The sequence below is a fragment of the Streptomyces sp. R44 genome, from assembly GCF_041053105.1.
In the GTDB taxonomy this organism is placed as follows: Bacteria; Actinomycetota; Actinomycetes; order Streptomycetales; family Streptomycetaceae; genus Streptomyces.
The window spans coordinates 7,049,570-7,063,742 of sequence record NZ_CP163444.1 but is presented as its reverse complement, the minus strand read 5'-3'; the positions used below and the strand labels follow the sequence as shown (position 1 = coordinate 7,063,742).

Sequence of the window (14,173 nt, the reverse complement as noted above, 5' to 3'; positions counted from 1 at the left end):
GTGGGAGCGGCCACGTCCGGCCGCTGAAGTACGGACAAGCCGGTTTTGTACGGCAGACTGTGGTGGCCCCACCGGGCCGAGGACCGAAGCGAAGGATGGGTATGCCGATCACACCAGCCACCGCGGCTCAGATCTCGCCGGAGACCGCGTCGAACGGCGTCCAGCCGTCCGGAGTCCCGGCGCCGATCATGCTCGAACTGGTCGACGAGGAGGGAAGGACCATCGGCACCGCGGAGAAGCTCGCCGCGCACCAGGCGCCGGGTCAGCTGCACCGCGCCTTCTCCGTCTTCCTCTTCGACGAGTCGGGCCGGCTGCTGCTCCAGCGGCGGGCGCTCGGCAAGTACCACTCCCCCGGCGTCTGGTCGAACACCTGCTGCGGCCACCCGTACCCGGGCGAGGCGCCGTTCGCCGCGGCGGCCCGGCGCACCTTCGAGGAGCTGGGCGTCTCGCCGACGCTGCTCGCGGAGGCCGGCACCGTCCGCTACAACCACCCGGACCCGGCCTCGGGCCTGGTGGAGCAGGAGTTCAACCACCTCTTCGTCGGCCTGGTGCAGGCCGATCCGCGGCCGGACCCGGAGGAGATCGAGTCCACCGCCTTCGTGACCGCCGACGAGCTGGTCGCGCGGCACGCCGCCGTGCCCTTCTCGGCCTGGTTCATGACGGTCCTGGACGCGGCGCGTCCGGCGATCAGGGAGCTGACGGGTCCGACCGGCGGCTGGTGACCACCGAAGGCGCCTCCCGGCCCCGGTGCCATCGGGGCCGGGGCCTTCCCGCCGTGCGCCTCCCGGGAACCGTCACACGGGCCCGAGGGGCAGCGCCGCCCAGATGATCTTCCCGCCGCTCGCGGTGTGCTCGACGTCGCAGGCGCCGCCGGCCTCCTGGGCGATCTCGCGGACGAGGAGGAGCCCACGGCCGCCGGTCTGCCCCCAGTCCGCCTCCAGTGCCTTGGGGCGGTAGGGGTGGTTGTCCTCGACGGACACCCTGACCCACTCGGGGCCGATCGCGACCTCCACCGCTATCTCGGGGGAGAGCAGCGCCGCGTGCCGCACGGCGTTGGTCACCAGCTCGGAGACGATCAGCAGCAGGCCGTCCATGATCTCCTCATGGACGGGGACGCCCTGGCGGACCAGCAGGTCGCGTACGGCGTGCCGGGCCTGCGGGACGGAGACGTCGACCGCTGCAGCGGTGAAGCGCCAGACTCCTTCGTAGGACGGTTGCCGGGCGGGGACGCCTCCGTGGGTCTCCACGGTCCCGTTCCCACCCTCGTGCTCGATTCTCGCCACGGATCGAGTCTTGGCAATGCGCGCGGGCGGACCGGCCTACTGACCAGAAGTCGACACTTATCGGCCGCCTTCTGATCGGCTGAGTATGCCAACGTCAGTTGTTCGACTGTTCCTGTCCGGTTTCTGAGGACTCTGGAAATGGGCCCTTGGCCGCTGCCGACGGGGTCACCATACTGACGATCCGCCGCCCGCCCACCCCGATCGCGATCAGGCCCAGACCGTCGAAGAGCAGGGCCAGCGAGAAGAAGACGCCGAGGACGTACAGACTGCTGTGCGGCCAGTCGAACAGGACCAGCAGACCGAGCAGCAGACCGAAGGCCCCCTGGAGCAGCGTCCAGCCGAACTGCGGCCCGCGCACCACCACACTGCCGACCAGACGGAACAGCCCGCCGGTGAGGAACAGCAGGGCGGCGAACAGCGTCAGCGCCTCCGCCGAGCCCTCCGGGTGACGGATGACCACGACACCGGCGGCGATGTTCAGCGCCGCCACCACCGCCGCGAGCCAGAAGTAGCTGGTGCCGCGCGACTGGATGGCCTGGAGGAGACCCACCACACCGCCGATGAGCAGCAGCCAGCCGAAGAGCAGCATCGAGGTCAGCGTGGCGGCGGCCGTGTAGACGAGACCCACGACTCCGCCGAGCACGAGCAGGAAGCCGAGCACGGCCAGCCGGCTGAAGCTGCGGCTGAGCTTCTTCCCCTCGCGCCTCATCTCCCGGACCGGGTTCGGGTCGGCATCCGTCCCGCGGGCGTCCTCGGCCATGTGGTGCCTCCTCGGAGCGACCCCTTCCTGATCGTACGTTCGGGTCCGGTGGATAGCATCCGGCCCATGGAGCCGCAGCTGAAGGAAAGCGTCACGGACGGGATCGCCACCGTCGTCATCGCCAACCCCGCCAAGCGCAACGCCATGAGCGCCGGAATGTGGCGTGCCCTGCCCGGCGTCCTGGAGCGGCTCGCCGCCGACCCCGCCGTCCGGGTCCTGGTGCTCACCGGCGAGGGCGACACGTTCTGCGCCGGGGCGGACATCGCGGGGCTGCGGGAGCCGGGCGACGAGCAGCAGACCCTCGCGGTACGGGCCGAGGACGCGCTCGCGGCCTTCCCCAAGCCGAGCCTCGCCGCGGTGCGGGGCTTCTGTGTCGGGGGCGGCAGCCAGCTCGCCGCCGCCTGCGACCTGCGCTTCGCCGAGGAGGGCGCCCGCTTCGGGATCACGCCCTCGAAGCTCGGCATCGTCTACCCGTCCTCCTCGACCCGCAGGCTCACCGCCCTGGTCGGGCCCTCGACCGCCAAGTACCTGCTGTTCTCCGGTGAGTTGATGGACGCGGAGCGGGCGCTGCGGACGGGCTTCGTGGACGAGCTGCACCCGGCGGGCGCGCTGGACAAGCGGGTGGCCGAGTTCGCCCGGCTGCTCGCCTCCCGCTCGCTGCTCACCCAGGCGGCGGCCAAGGAGTTCGCCGACGGGCGGCTCGACCGGGACGAGCACTGGGCGGAGCAGGCACGCGGCAGCGGCGACACCGCCGAGGGTGTCGCCGCCTTCCTGGAGCGCCGCGCGCCCCGCTTCACCTACGGGCTCTGAGGCTCAGCCCTCCCGTACCGGCACCTTCTGGCCGCGCCAGTGCGCGACGATCGCGGCCGGGGCCTTCTCGGGGGAGCCGGCGTCGTACGGCGGCTGCGGGTCGTACTCGGTGAGCAGCTGGATCGTCTGGGCGGTCTCGTCGCCGGCGATCCGGCCGAGCAGGTGCAGCGCCATGTCGATGCCGGAGGAGACGCCGGCGGCCGTGACGTACTTGCCGTCGAAGACGACCCGCTCGCCGGTGGGCTCGACGCCGAGCGCCCGCAGTTCGTCGAAGGCGAGCCAGTGGGTGGTCGCCCGGCGGTCCTTCAGGAGGCCCGCCGAGGCGAGGACGAGCGAGCCGGTGCAGACGGAGGTGGTCCAGGTGCTGGTGGCGTCGGCGGTACGGAGCCAGTCGAGGATCTCCGGGTCGTCCATGGCGACCCTCGCGTCGGGGCCGCCGGGCACCAGGACGATGTCCGGCCGCGGGACCTCGGCGAGGGACCGGTCGGCGACGAGCGCGAGACTCCCCTGGTCGTTGCGGACCGGCCCGGCCTCCTTGGCCACGAAGACGGTCTCGGCACCGGGGAGACGGGCGAGCAGCTCGTAGGGGCCGACGGCGTCGAGGGTGGTGAAGCGGTCGTAGAGCAGGACGGCGATCTGCACGGGGTTCCTCTCGGTAGGTGGGAACGTCGGTGGCGGGCCCGATCGACCAGGGGGTCCCCGGGCGAAGGGTCGATCCACGAAGGGATCTCCGGACGGCGCTTGATCGACACCAGGTCGACTGGCGACGGCAGAGGCCGACGACGGCGTGGGCGGACGGTCAGGGCAGGACCGCGTGGAAGCGGCGGCGGTACTCCGCCGGGCCCGTCCCCAGGGTTTTCAGGAAGGCGCGGCGCATGGCCTCGGGCGTGCCGTAGCCGGAGGTGCGGGCGACCTCCTCGACGCCGCGCGAGGTCTCCTCCAGGAGGCGGCGGGCGTGTTCGAGGCGGACCCGGTCGACATAGCGGCCGGGTGGGATGCCGGTCTCCGCGTGGAAGGCGCGGGCGAAGTGGCGGGGCGAGAGCCGGGCGCGGGCGGCCAGCGACTCGACGGAGAGGTCCGCCTCGGGATGCTCGGTGATCCAGGCCTGGAGGTCCCGCAGCGGCTCCCTGCGCGCGGTCTGGGCGGACAACTGGGCGCTGAACTGGGCCTGGTTGCCGGGGCGGCGCAGGAAGACGACCAGGTGGCGGGCGACGGTGAGGGCGACGTCACGGCCGAGGTCCTCCTCGACGAGGGCGAGGGCCAGGTCGATGCCGGCGGTGACGCCGGCGGAGGTGGCGAGCCGCCCGTCCCGTACGAAGATGGGGTCGGGGTCCACGTCGACCCCGGGGTAGCGGCGGGCGAGGTGGTCGCAGGCGATCCAGTGGGTGGTGGCCCGGTGTCCGTCGAGGAGCCCGGCCTCGGCGAGGAGCAGCGCCCCGGTGCAGACGGAGACCAGGCGCTCGGCCCGCGGGGCGTGGACGCGCAGCCAGTCGATCAGGGCCGGGTCGGGTGCGCGGGTGCCTTCGCCGCCGGGGACGACGAGGGTGTGCGGGGGTCCGTCGGCGAGCGCGGTGCCGAGGTCGGTGTCGGGGAGCAGGCGCAGACCGCTGTGCGTACGGACCGGCCCGCCGTCCAGGGAGGCGGTGCGGATCGGGTAGGCGGACGGGTCCCCGGCGGCGCGGGCGGCACCGGCGAACACCTCGACGGGGCCGGTGACGTCGAGGCTCTGGACGTCGTCGAAGAGGACGACGAGGACGGGGCGCTGGGGCATGTCTCCATCCTCGGCAGGGCGGGTGGCGTCCGCAACGACGGGTAACCCACCTTTTCTGCCCTGCCGACGGCAGCCTGCCGGGCCCGACTGTTCCCGTCGTACCGACCAGTCGGTAACGTTCGGTTCCATGACGACTGCTCTTCCCCCGCGCGCGGGCCGCCGCTGCCACAACGCCCTCAACCCGATCCACTCCACGCTGTACTTCTCGCCCGACCTGGACCGCGAGTTCGGCGCCCTCGGATTCACCGACCCGAGCGCGATGCGGCTCGCCGCGCGGAGCGCCGCGCTCGGCGCGGTGGGCGCGGGCACGATCGCCGCGACCTTCTACAACTACAGCCACGCGTTCCTCTCCGGGCACCTCCCGGCCGTCTGGGAGACCGCCTCCCCCGCCGAGGTCCTCGACGCGCGGCTGCGGACGGCCGACGCGACCCTGCGCCGGCTGCTGGGCGACGAGGCCGTCGCCTCCGCGGAGATGGCCGAGGCGGCGGAGCTCGCCCTGCGCGCCACCGAGGCCTGCACCCGGCACGCCCGGCCGCTCTACTCGGCCAACGCCGACCTGCCGGTGCCCGAGCAGCCCCACCTCGCGTACTGGTACGCCGCCACCCTGCTCCGCGAGCACCGGGGCGACGGCCACCTCACGGCGCTGCTCTCCGCCGGGCTCGACCCCGTCGAGGCCCTCGCCTCGCACACCGCCACCGGCAAGGGCATGGCCCCGCGCTGGGTCCTCGGCACGCGCGGCTGGCGGCGGGCCGACTGGGACGCGGCGGTGGAGCGGCTGCGCGAGCGCGGGCTGCTCGACGCCGACGGCGAGCTGACGGAGTCGGGCACGGCCCTGCGCGCCGAGCTGGAGGACCACACCGACCGGCTCGACTCCGCCCCGTACGAGCACCTGGGCGCGGCCGGCGTCGAGCGGCTCACCGAGCTGGGCCGCGGCTTCCTGTTCGCGGCGGCCGGCGCGGGCGCCTTCCCCGCGGACCTGGTCGGCAAGGGCTGAGTTCCCGGGCCGGGGACGCGCGCGGGACGGGTCGGTTACCGCGTCCGGGTGACCGACCCGGCAGAATGCACTCGCAAGCTTGAGGCACGAGAAGGCGAGTCGGGACACCGTGACGACGTCCATCGAAGCAAGGATCGCCGAGGAGCTCGGCGTACGCGAGCGACAGGTGAAGGCAGCCGTCGAGCTCCTCGACGGCGGTTCGACCGTGCCGTTCATCGCGCGCTACCGCAAGGAAGCGACCGAGATGCTCGACGACGCGCAGCTGCGCACCCTGGAGGAGCGGCTGCGCTATCTGCGCGAGCTGGAGGACCGCCGGTCGGCGATCCTCGACTCGGTCCGCGAGCAGGGCAAGCTGACGGAGGAGCTGGAGGCGGCCCTGCGGGCGGCCGACACCAAGGCGCGCCTGGAGGACATCTACCTGCCCTTCAAGCCCAAGCGCCGGACCAAGGCGCAGATCGCCCGCGAGGCCGGTCTGGAGCCGCTGGCCGAGGGGCTGCTCGCCGATCCGTCCGTCGAGCCGGCGGCCGCCGCCGCGGCCTTCGTGGACGGCGACAAGGGCGTCGCGGACGCCGCGGCGGCCCTGGAGGGCGCGCGGGCGATCCTCGCCGAGAAGTTCTCCGAGGACGCCGACCTCATCGGCGAGCTGCGCGAGCGCATGTGGGGCCGCGGACGGCTGGTGGCGAAGGTGCGCGAGGGCCAGGAGGAGGCGGGAGCGAAGTTCGCCGACTACTTCGACTTCGCCGAGCCCTTCACCGCGCTGCCCTCGCACCGGGTGCTCGCCATGCTGCGCGGCGAGAAGGAGGACGCCCTCAGCCTGGAGCTGGAGCCGGAGGAGCCCACGGAGGGTCCTTCCTCGTACGAGGGGATCGTCGCGGGCCGCTTCGGCGTCGCCGACCGTGGCCGCCCCGGTGACAAGTGGCTGCAGGACACGGTCCGCTGGGCCTGGCGGACCCGCATCCTGGTGCACCTCGGGATCGACCTGCGGCTGCGGCTGCGGACGGCCGCCGAGGACGAGGCGGTCCGGGTCTTCGCGGCGAACCTGCGGGACCTGCTGCTCGCCGCCCCGGCCGGCACCCGGGCGACGCTCGGGCTCGACCCCGGTTTCCGTACGGGCGTGAAGGTCGCCGTCGTCGACGCGACCGGCAAGGTCGTCGCGACCGACACGATCTACCCGCACGTCCCCGCCAACAAGTGGGACCAGGCGCTGGAGAAGCTGGCGCGGCTCGCGAAGGAGCACGCGGTCGAGCTGATCGCGATCGGCAACGGCACGGCCTCCCGCGAGACCGACAAGCTGGCGGCCGAACTCCTCGCCAAGCACCCCGAGTTGCAGCTCACCAAGGTGATGGTCTCGGAGGCCGGCGCCTCGGTCTACTCGGCCTCCGCCTTCGCCTCGCAGGAACTCCCGGGCCTGGACGTGTCCTTGCGCGGCGCCGTCTCCATCGCCCGGCGGCTCCAGGACCCGCTCGCGGAGCTGGTGAAGATCGACCCGAAGTCCATCGGCGTCGGCCAGTACCAGCACGACCTGGCCGAGGTGAAGCTCTCGCGCTCGCTCGACGCGGTGGTCGAGGACTGTGTGAACGGCGTCGGCGTGGACGTCAACACCGCCTCGGCGCCGCTGCTTTCGCGGGTCTCGGGCATCAGCGGCGGCCTCGCCGAGAACATCGTCGCGCACCGCGACGCCAACGGCCCCTTCCGCTCCCGCAAGGCGCTCAAGGACGTGGCGCGGCTCGGCCCGAAGGCGTACGAGCAGTGCGCGGGCTTCCTGCGCATCCGGGGCGGCGAGGACCCGCTCGACGCCTCGGCGGTACACCCGGAGGCTTACCCGGTGGTGCGCCGGATGGTGAAGGCGACGGGCGGCGAGGTCGCGGCCCTGATCGGCGACACGGGCGCGCTGCGCTCGCTGCGGGCGAACGACTTCGTCGACGAGACCTTCGGTCTGCCGACGGTGACGGACATCCTGCGCGAGCTGGAGAAGCCGGGCCGCGACCCGCGTCCGGCGTTCCGCACGGCGACCTTCAAGGAGGGCGTCGAGAAGATCGGCGACCTGGAGTCCGGGATGGTCCTGGAGGGCGTCGTCACCAACGTGGCCGCGTTCGGCGCGTTCGTGGACGTCGGTGTGCACCAGGACGGTCTGGTCCATGTGTCGGCGATGTCGAAGACCTTCGTCAAGGACCCGCGCGACGTGGTGAAGCCCGGCGACGTGGTCAAGGTGAAGGTCCTGGACGTGGACGTCCCGCGCAAGCGGATCTCGCTGACGCTGCGGCTCGACGACGAGCCGGGCGCCGACGGCCAGGGCGGCGCGCCCCGGCGCGACCGGGGCGACCGCGGCGACCGCGGCGAGCGCTCCGGCCGTCCGCCGCAGCAGCGTCAGGGCGGCGGCCGCCGGGCCGAGGGCGGGAACAGGAACGACCGCGGGGACCGGGGCGGCAACCGGAACGACCGCGGCGGCCGGGACCGCTCGACGGCTCCCGCGCCCGCCAACAGCGCGATGGCCGACGCCCTCCGCAAGGCCGGCCTGCTCGGCGAAGGCGGCGGCAAGCGCCGATAGAACCGCAGGTCGGAGGCGGTTTCCGACCGGACTGCCGGAGTCGTCCCCGTACACCCCGATCGGGCGTGTGCGGGGACGACGTGCGTTCACCGGATGTTGAATCAGGTCGTCCGTTTTTTCCGTTGACGCGAGCAGAACAAGGGACCAAGATCATCTCCGGCCTCCGCGGAAGGCCGTGACATGTTCCTGCTCCCAGAGGTAGTGACGACAGATGAAGCGCGCGATCGCGAAGGTGGCGGGAGTTTCCGCCGCCGCGATGACCATGGCCCTGATCCCGCTGGCCGGCACCTCGTACGCCGCCGGCTGCTACGGCACCAGCTGCGACAACCTCGGCCCGGTCTCGCAGGCCTGCGACAAGGACGCCACCACCAAGGCGACCGCCACCGCCGACGGCGGCCTCAAGGCCGAGCTGCGCTGGTCCCCCGCCTGTCAGGCCGCCTGGGTCCGCGTGACCGACTCCAGCGGTGGCCAGTGGTGGGACAAGTACGGCTACATCGAGAAGTGGTCGGGCTACGGCACCGGCTTCGTGCGCAGCCTCTCGGTGAAGTTCCCCAACCCGGGCTCGGACTGGTCCAACATGCTCGGCGGCAGCGGCTACTACTACCGCACCTGCATCAAGGACACCGGCACGGGCCACATCGACTGCAGCACCTTCTGGTAGACCCGCCGGCCCCCGCGTCGACGCGCAGGCTGCCCCCACCCTGCCGACTGATGCAGACATGTCAGACTTGCAAGATCAACTTCGGCCTCCACGGCGGGCCGGAGTCCGCACCCGGAGGTATCCGCAACAGATGAAGCACGCACTCGCAAAGATCGCGGGCGTGTCCGCCGCCGCCATGACCATGGCCCTGGTCCCGCTCGCGGGCACCTCGTACGCCGCCGGCTGCTCCGGCTCCGGCTGCGACAACACCGGCCCCGTCTCCCAGGGCTGCGACAAGGACGCCGTCACCAAGGCGAGCACGGTCAACGGCAACGGCTTCAAGGCCGAGCTGCGCTGGTCCAACACGTGTCAGGCCGGATGGGTCCGCGCCACGTCCCCCTCCGGAAGCCAGTGGTGGCCCCGGTACGGCTCCATCGAGAAGTGGCTGGGCCCCGGCACCGACTTCCAGCGCAGCCTCTCGGTGCAGTTCCCCTACGAGGCGGGCGCCGACTGGTCCAACATGCTGGGCAGCGGCAGCGCCTACTACCGCGTCTGCATCAACGACAACGGCAACGTGACCTGCAGCAACTTCTGGTAGACCGCAGGCCCCGCGCCCGCGTCGACGAGGCCACAGTCCATCGGGCTGTGGCCTCTTCGCGCGCGGAGCGGCTACGGCAGGAAGCGCAGCGCCCAGTCGGCGCGGTTGGCGACCGAGAGGTCGTCGTCCTCCGTCATCGCCTGGAGGAGCCGGCGCGCCTCCTTCGGGTCCGCCTGGACGAGCTCGACGATCTCGGTGGCCAGGCCGTCCTGGTCGTCCCCGAGGTCCACGGCGGAGGCACGGATCAGGGCCGGGAGCACGTCCGGTCCGCCGATGGCGGCGAGGACGCCGCCGAGGAGTTCCCGCGCGTAGGCGTTCCGCTCGGCGAGGGCGCGGTCCAGCTCCGCCTGGAGGCGCGGCAGGAGACCGGTGTCGCCCGATGCGGCGATCTCGTCGGCGAGGTCGATCGTCTCGTCCACGTCCGCGTCCAGATCGTCCAGCATCTCGGTCAGCCGGGTCAGTAGGTCGGTCATCGTGCCTCCTGGAAAGCGCCGTCCACCAGGACCGGGACGAGCGTCGAGCCGTCGAGCTCGGCGGCCACGGCCACGTCCTGCGGAAAGCCGTACTCGTACAGTTCACGGCCCGAGTCGCAGCCGTGCAAGGCGGCGACCGGGTCCTCGGTCGCGTCCCACAGCGTGGCCGCCGCGGTCGCCTCCGGGGTCAGGGTGTGCGTCTGCGCCGCACGCGTCCCCGCGAAGGCGGACAGCACCGCGCCCGCGCCCAGCAGGTCTTCGAGCGCCGGGCGCAGCGAGCCGTCGGGCCACCGCTCGCCGGAGGCGATCACGGCGAGCGGGCGGTCCGCCGTGCCGTAGCCCCGGTCGGCGAGCAGACGGGCGACGGCCGAGTGGTTGCGCAGGGAGGCGGCGACGACGCTCGCGCCGCCCGCGGCGGCCTCGGCCGCGATGGTGGAGCCGTTCGGGGAGGGCAGGACCAGGCGGTCGGGCATGGTGGCCGTGCGCAGGGTGGCCGGGGAGAGGGTCCAGGGGTGCGTCCCGGTGGCCTCGCGCCGGCCGACGGCGAGCGCGGCGCCGTGCTCCCGGGCGTACGCGGCGGCCGTGGCGTCCCGCCAGCGGTACGGCAGGACGGCGGTGCCGCCCTCGACGGCGACGCCGACGGCCGTGGTGAAGGACAGCACGTCGACGACGACCACGCAGGCGGCCGCCGGGGCCAGGACCCGCGCCTCGACGGGGCCCCAGCCGAAGGAGACCGTCACCGCGGGCCCCGCACGAAGGAGACCCGCATCAGAGCTCGGTCACCTTGCCGTCGGCGACCTCGATGCGGCGGGTGGTGCGGACCGCGTCCAGCATGCGCCGGTCGTGGGTGACGAGCAGCAGCGTGCCGGTGTACGAGTCGAGGGCCGACTCCAGCTGCTCGATGGCCGGCAGGTCCAGGTGGTTGGTCGGCTCGTCCAGGACGAGCAGGTTCACGCCCCGGCCCTGCAGCAGGGCGAGCGCGGCGCGCGTCCGCTCGCCCGGGGAGAGCGTGGTGGCCGGCCGCAGCACATGGACGGCCTTCAGGCCGAACTTGGCGAGCAGCGTCCGCACCTCGGCGGGCTCGGTGTCGGGCACGGCCGCGCAGAACGCCTCCAGGAGCGTCTCCGTGCCGTGGAACAGCTTCCGGGCCTGGTCGACCTCGCCCACGACGACGCCCGAGCCGAGGACCGCGTCGCCGGAGTCCAGCGGGAGACGCCCGAGGAGCGCGGCGAGCAGGGTCGACTTCCCGGCGCCGTTGGCCCCGGTGACGGCGACCCGGTCGGCCCAGTCGACCTGGAGGGTGACAGGACCGAAGGAGAAGTCGCCGCGGCGCACCTCGGCCTCCCGCAGGGTCGCCACGACCGAGCCGGAGCGCGGCGCGGCGGCGATCTCCATGCGCAGCTCCCACTCCTTGCGGGGCTCGTCGACGACGTCGAGGCGCTCGATCATGCGCTGGGTCTGCCGGGCCTTCGCGGCCTGCTTCTCGCTGGCCTCGCCGCGCAGCTTCCGGCCGATCTTGTCGTTGTCGGACGCCTTGCGGCGGGCGTTGCGGACGCCCTTGTCCATCCAGTTGCGCTGCATGAGGGCGCGCCCCTCCAGGGCGGCCTTCTTGTCGGCGTACTCCTCGTACTCCTCGCGCGCGTGCCGCCGGGCGGTGTCCCGCTCCTCCAGGTAGGACTCGTAACCGCCGCCGTACAGGGTGATCTGCTGCTGGGCGAGGTCGAGTTCGAGGACCTTGGTGACGGTGCGGGTGAGGAACTCGCGGTCGTGGCTGACGACGACCGTCCCGGCGCGCAGCCCCTTCACGAAGGCCTCCAGGCGCTCCAGGCCTTCGAGGTCGAGGTCGTTCGTGGGCTCGTCGAGCAGGAAGACGTCGTAGCGGGAGAGGAGCAGCGAGGCGAGACCGGCGCGGGCGGCCTGGCCGCCGGAGAGGGCGGTCATCGGCTGGTCGAGGCCGACGGTGAGGCCGAGGGAGTCGGCGACCTCCTCGGCGCGCTCGTCGAGGTCGGCGCCGCCGAGGTTCAGCCAGCGCTCCAGGGTGATCGCGTACGCGTCGTCGGCGCCGGGCGTGCCGTCGACGAGGCCCTGGGTGGCCTCGTCCATGGCGGTCTGGGCGGCGGCGACCCCGGTACGGCGGGCGAGGAACTCGCGCACCGTCTCCCCCGGGCGCCGCTCGGGCTCCTGCGGGAGGTGGCCGACGACGGCGGTGGGCGGGGAGAGCCGCAGCTCGCCCTCCTCCGGGGTGTCGAGCCCGGCGAGCAGCCGCAGCAGGGTCGACTTGCCGGCGCCGTTGACGCCGACGAGGCCGATGACGTCACCGGGGGCGACGACGAGGTCGAGCCCGGCGAAGAGGGTGCGTTCGCCGTGGCCGGCGGCGAGGTCCTTGGCGACGAGGGTTGCAGTCATCAGGGAACGAATCCTAGGCGACGCGGCGACACGCCGAGGATTCGAGGAGCCGCAGGAGCACGGAGCGGTAGCCGGCGCCGTGGAAGCGGTACGGGCCGACGCCGGGGTAGCCCTCGCGTACGAGGTCGACGGCGGGGCCGGTCTGCCACGCGAAGTCGCGCCAGACGACGTCCGAGCCCTCGCGGGCGACGACGGCGGTGACCGTGCCGCAGCCGGGGTCCTCGCAGTCGGGGCAGGAGTGGATCACCTGGCGCGTGCCGTCGGCGAGGAGGAGACGGTGGGCGTGCTCGGGGCGGACGGTCGGCGGGAGGTCCGCCGCGAGGGGCGAGACGGTGTCGAAGCCGTCGGTCTCGTCGAGCCGGTGGAGCAGCGGCCTGCCGTCGACGAGGAAGTCGTGGTGGAGGTGCTCGCCGACCGGGCTGGCGGCGGAGACGAGGTCGAGGGGCGTGTACGGGACCGGCATGACTCCAGTGTTTCCCGCTTCCGTGGCCGCACCGTCCCGGAAATGTCATGGTCCCGGTACGGTCCCGGGCATGAGGAACGACGTGATCGTGGTGGGGGGCGGGGTCGTCGGCCTGGCGACGGCGACGCGGCTGGCGGAGCGCGGGCGTCGGGTGCGGATCTGGTCCCGGGACGACCTGTGGGGGACGACGTCGGCGGTGGCGGGCGCCCTGTGGTGGCCGTACCGGATCGAGCCCGCGGCCGAGGTCGGCGCGTGGGCGCTGACCTCCCTGCGGGTGTACGAGCGGATGGCCGTCGGTCCGGAGCGGACCGGGGTCCAGTGGGTGGCCGGGGTCCACGCGGGCACGGTCCTCGACGGGCTCGGCCCCTGGGCAGGGGAGGTCGAGGGGCTGCGGCAGTTGGCGCCGGAGGAGGTGCCGGGGCCGTACCGGACGGGGCTCGCGGCGCGCCTGCCGCTGATCGACATGCCGGTCCATCTCGCCTTCCTGCGGGGCCGGTTCGAGGCCTTGGGCGGGACCTTCGAGCGGCGCGAGGTCGTCGGCTTCGAGGAGGTGGCGGCGGAGGCCCCGGTGGTCGTCGACTGCACGGGGCTCGCGGCGCGGGAGCTCGTACCGGATCCCGGACTGCGGCCGGTGCGGGGGCAGTTGGTCCTGGTGGAGAACCCGGGGATCGAGGAGTGGTTCACGGCGGCGGACGAGTCGGCGGGCGAGACCACCTACTACTTCCCGCACGAGGACCGGCTGGTGCTCGGCGGGACGGCGGAGGACGGCGACGAGCGGCTCGCGCCGGATCCGGCGACGGCGGCGGCGATCGTGGCGCGGTGCGCGCGGGTGCGGCCGGAGATCGCGGGGGCCCGGGTCCTGGGCCACCGGGTGGGCCTGCGGCCCGCGCGGGTGGGCGGGGTGCGGATCGAGGCGGTGCCGCTGCCCGGTGGCGGCCGGCTCGTCCACAACTACGGGCACGGCGGCGCCGGGGTGACGGTGGCCTGGGGCTGCGCGGAGGCGGCGGCGGAGCTGGCGATGGGCTGACGTGTCCGGAAACGACCGCGGGGCGGTCGCCGTCCTTTCGGATGGCAACCGCCCCGCGTGACGTACTACTTCCAGAGCGGCGGCTTGCTGTTGTTGTCCGCGTCGGCGCACGCCTTGGCCTTGCGCTCCAGGGCGTCGGCGCGGGCGAAGGCCTTGCGGGCCTCGTCCTTGGCGCCGAGGCGCTTGAGCTGGTTGCCCCGGTCGCGCTCCTTGTGGGCGTCCGCCCGCAGCTTGCTGACGTTGCAGGTGATGGTCTTGGCGGCGGCCGGCTCGGCCGTCACCGTCTGTCCGAGCAGCACGCCCCCGGCGAGCAGCGTCGTGGCGAGCAGCGCCGTCAGGGCACGGCGCGCGGGCTTGATGTGGCGCATGGTGGTTCTCCAACTCCAGGGCCTGGTCGGCC

16 protein-coding genes are annotated in these 14,173 nt (G+C 73.3%); 7 read left to right on the top strand and 9 right to left on the bottom strand.

Going from position 1 to position 14,173, the window contains the following annotated elements; translation table 11 throughout:
* Positions 1-101: 101 nt before the first annotated feature.
* Complete coding sequence (gene idi, locus AB5J54_RS33040) at positions 102-722, top strand: isopentenyl-diphosphate Delta-isomerase (RefSeq protein ID WP_369147583.1); 621 nt, start codon at positions 102-104, stop codon at positions 720-722.
* 72 nt (positions 723-794) lie between these two features.
* On the opposite strand, the gene AB5J54_RS33035 is transcribed toward idi, so the two are convergent.
* Both AB5J54_RS33035 and AB5J54_RS33030 read right to left on the bottom strand, forming a co-directional pair.
* The gene (locus tag AB5J54_RS33035; RefSeq protein ID WP_366042330.1) at positions 795-1,247 is read right to left on the bottom strand and encodes an ATP-binding protein; all 453 of its coding nucleotides are present in this window, start codon (positions 1,245-1,247) and stop codon (positions 795-797) included.
* 130 nt (positions 1,248-1,377) lie between these two features.
* Positions 1,378-2,043, bottom strand: coding sequence for an HdeD family acid-resistance protein (locus tag AB5J54_RS33030; protein ID WP_369147582.1), 666 nt, complete (start codon positions 2,041-2,043; stop codon positions 1,378-1,380).
* A gap of 66 nt (positions 2,044-2,109) precedes the next feature.
* Here AB5J54_RS33030 and AB5J54_RS33025 point away from each other — a divergent pair, with 66 nt between their 5' ends.
* Entirely contained in the window at positions 2,110-2,853 is a 744-nt protein-coding gene (locus AB5J54_RS33025) for an enoyl-CoA hydratase/isomerase family protein (RefSeq protein ID WP_369147581.1), read from the top strand.
* Between the two features lie 3 nt (positions 2,854-2,856).
* Here AB5J54_RS33025 and AB5J54_RS33020 read toward each other — a convergent pair whose 3' ends face one another.
* A complete protein-coding gene (locus tag AB5J54_RS33020; RefSeq protein WP_369147580.1) occupies positions 2,857-3,495 on the bottom strand; it encodes a DJ-1/PfpI family protein in 639 nt (212 codons plus the stop codon).
* Positions 3,496-3,652: 157 nt separating this feature from the next.
* Positions 3,653-4,624, bottom strand: a complete 972-nt coding sequence (locus AB5J54_RS33015) for a GlxA family transcriptional regulator (RefSeq protein WP_369147579.1) — start codon at positions 4,622-4,624, stop codon at positions 3,653-3,655.
* Positions 4,625-4,751: 127 nt separating this feature from the next.
* Here AB5J54_RS33015 and AB5J54_RS33010 point away from each other — a divergent pair, with 127 nt between their 5' ends.
* The 4 genes from AB5J54_RS33010 (at position 4,752) to AB5J54_RS32995 (ending at position 9,404) form a co-directional block, all read left to right on the top strand.
* Positions 4,752-5,618 carry a hypothetical protein gene (locus tag AB5J54_RS33010; protein ID WP_369147578.1) on the top strand — a complete coding sequence of 289 codons (867 nt, stop codon included), beginning with the start codon at positions 4,752-4,754 and terminating at the stop codon, positions 5,616-5,618.
* Between the two features lie 109 nt (positions 5,619-5,727).
* Positions 5,728-8,166 (top strand): Tex-like N-terminal domain-containing protein, encoded by a 2,439-nt coding sequence (locus AB5J54_RS33005; RefSeq protein ID WP_369147577.1) that lies wholly within the window; start codon positions 5,728-5,730, stop codon positions 8,164-8,166.
* Between the two features lie 211 nt (positions 8,167-8,377).
* On the top strand, positions 8,378-8,827 hold the full coding sequence (locus tag AB5J54_RS33000) for a DUF2690 domain-containing protein (RefSeq protein ID WP_369147576.1): 450 nt from the start codon (positions 8,378-8,380) through the stop codon (positions 8,825-8,827).
* A 130-nt stretch (positions 8,828-8,957) separates the two neighbouring features.
* The gene (locus AB5J54_RS32995) at positions 8,958-9,404 is read left to right on the top strand and encodes a DUF2690 domain-containing protein (RefSeq protein ID WP_369147575.1); all 447 of its coding nucleotides are present in this window, start codon (positions 8,958-8,960) and stop codon (positions 9,402-9,404) included.
* Positions 9,405-9,475: 71 nt separating this feature from the next.
* Here AB5J54_RS32995 and AB5J54_RS32990 read toward each other — a convergent pair whose 3' ends face one another.
* The 4 genes from AB5J54_RS32990 to AB5J54_RS32975 are packed head-to-tail and all read right to left on the bottom strand — an operon-like array spanning position 9,476 to position 12,746.
* A complete protein-coding gene (locus AB5J54_RS32990) occupies positions 9,476-9,877 on the bottom strand; it encodes a hypothetical protein (RefSeq protein ID WP_369147574.1) in 402 nt (133 codons plus the stop codon).
* On the bottom strand, positions 9,874-10,617 hold the full coding sequence (locus AB5J54_RS32985) for a 2-phosphosulfolactate phosphatase (RefSeq protein WP_369147573.1): 744 nt from the start codon (positions 10,615-10,617) through the stop codon (positions 9,874-9,876). Before AB5J54_RS32985 ends, AB5J54_RS32990 begins: the two co-directional genes overlap by 4 nt.
* Before the next feature lie 28 nt (positions 10,618-10,645).
* Positions 10,646-12,283 (bottom strand): ABC-F family ATP-binding cassette domain-containing protein, encoded by a 1,638-nt coding sequence (locus AB5J54_RS32980; protein WP_369147572.1) that lies wholly within the window; start codon positions 12,281-12,283, stop codon positions 10,646-10,648.
* A 13-nt stretch (positions 12,284-12,296) separates the two neighbouring features.
* Positions 12,297-12,746 carry a hypothetical protein gene (locus AB5J54_RS32975; RefSeq protein WP_369147571.1) on the bottom strand — a complete coding sequence of 150 codons (450 nt, stop codon included), beginning with the start codon at positions 12,744-12,746 and terminating at the stop codon, positions 12,297-12,299.
* Between the two features lie 70 nt (positions 12,747-12,816).
* Between AB5J54_RS32975 and AB5J54_RS32970 the strand changes: the two genes are divergently transcribed.
* On the top strand, positions 12,817-13,773 hold the full coding sequence (locus tag AB5J54_RS32970; RefSeq protein ID WP_369147570.1) for an FAD-dependent oxidoreductase: 957 nt from the start codon (positions 12,817-12,819) through the stop codon (positions 13,771-13,773).
* Between the two features lie 65 nt (positions 13,774-13,838).
* On the opposite strand, the gene AB5J54_RS32965 is transcribed toward AB5J54_RS32970, so the two are convergent.
* Positions 13,839-14,141 (bottom strand): hypothetical protein, encoded by a 303-nt coding sequence (locus tag AB5J54_RS32965; RefSeq protein ID WP_369147569.1) that lies wholly within the window; start codon positions 14,139-14,141, stop codon positions 13,839-13,841.
* Positions 14,142-14,173 lie beyond the last annotated feature (32 nt).

Excerpts from the sequence above, each read along its gene's own strand:
- idi (WP_369147583.1), top strand. The coding sequence starts at position 102 with ATGCCGATCACACCAGCCACCGCGGCTCAGATCTCGCCGGAGACCGCG.
- AB5J54_RS33030 (WP_369147582.1), bottom strand. The coding sequence starts at position 2,043 with ATGGCCGAGGACGCCCGCGGGACGGATGCCGACCCGAACCCGGTCCGG.
- AB5J54_RS33025 (WP_369147581.1), top strand. The coding sequence starts at position 2,110 with ATGGAGCCGCAGCTGAAGGAAAGCGTCACGGACGGGATCGCCACCGTC.
- AB5J54_RS33015 (WP_369147579.1), bottom strand. The coding sequence starts at position 4,624 with ATGCCCCAGCGCCCCGTCCTCGTCGTCCTCTTCGACGACGTCCAGAGC.
- AB5J54_RS33010 (WP_369147578.1), top strand. The coding sequence starts at position 4,752 with ATGACGACTGCTCTTCCCCCGCGCGCGGGCCGCCGCTGCCACAACGCC.
- AB5J54_RS33000 (WP_369147576.1), top strand. The coding sequence starts at position 8,378 with ATGAAGCGCGCGATCGCGAAGGTGGCGGGAGTTTCCGCCGCCGCGATG.
- AB5J54_RS32995 (WP_369147575.1), top strand. The coding sequence starts at position 8,958 with ATGAAGCACGCACTCGCAAAGATCGCGGGCGTGTCCGCCGCCGCCATG.
- AB5J54_RS32990 (WP_369147574.1), bottom strand. The coding sequence starts at position 9,877 with ATGACCGACCTACTGACCCGGCTGACCGAGATGCTGGACGATCTGGAC.
- AB5J54_RS32980 (WP_369147572.1), bottom strand. The coding sequence starts at position 12,283 with ATGACTGCAACCCTCGTCGCCAAGGACCTCGCCGCCGGCCACGGCGAA.
- AB5J54_RS32975 (WP_369147571.1), bottom strand. The coding sequence starts at position 12,746 with ATGCCGGTCCCGTACACGCCCCTCGACCTCGTCTCCGCCGCCAGCCCG.
- AB5J54_RS32970 (WP_369147570.1), top strand. The coding sequence starts at position 12,817 with ATGAGGAACGACGTGATCGTGGTGGGGGGCGGGGTCGTCGGCCTGGCG.
- AB5J54_RS32965 (WP_369147569.1), bottom strand. The coding sequence starts at position 14,141 with ATGCGCCACATCAAGCCCGCGCGCCGTGCCCTGACGGCGCTGCTCGCC.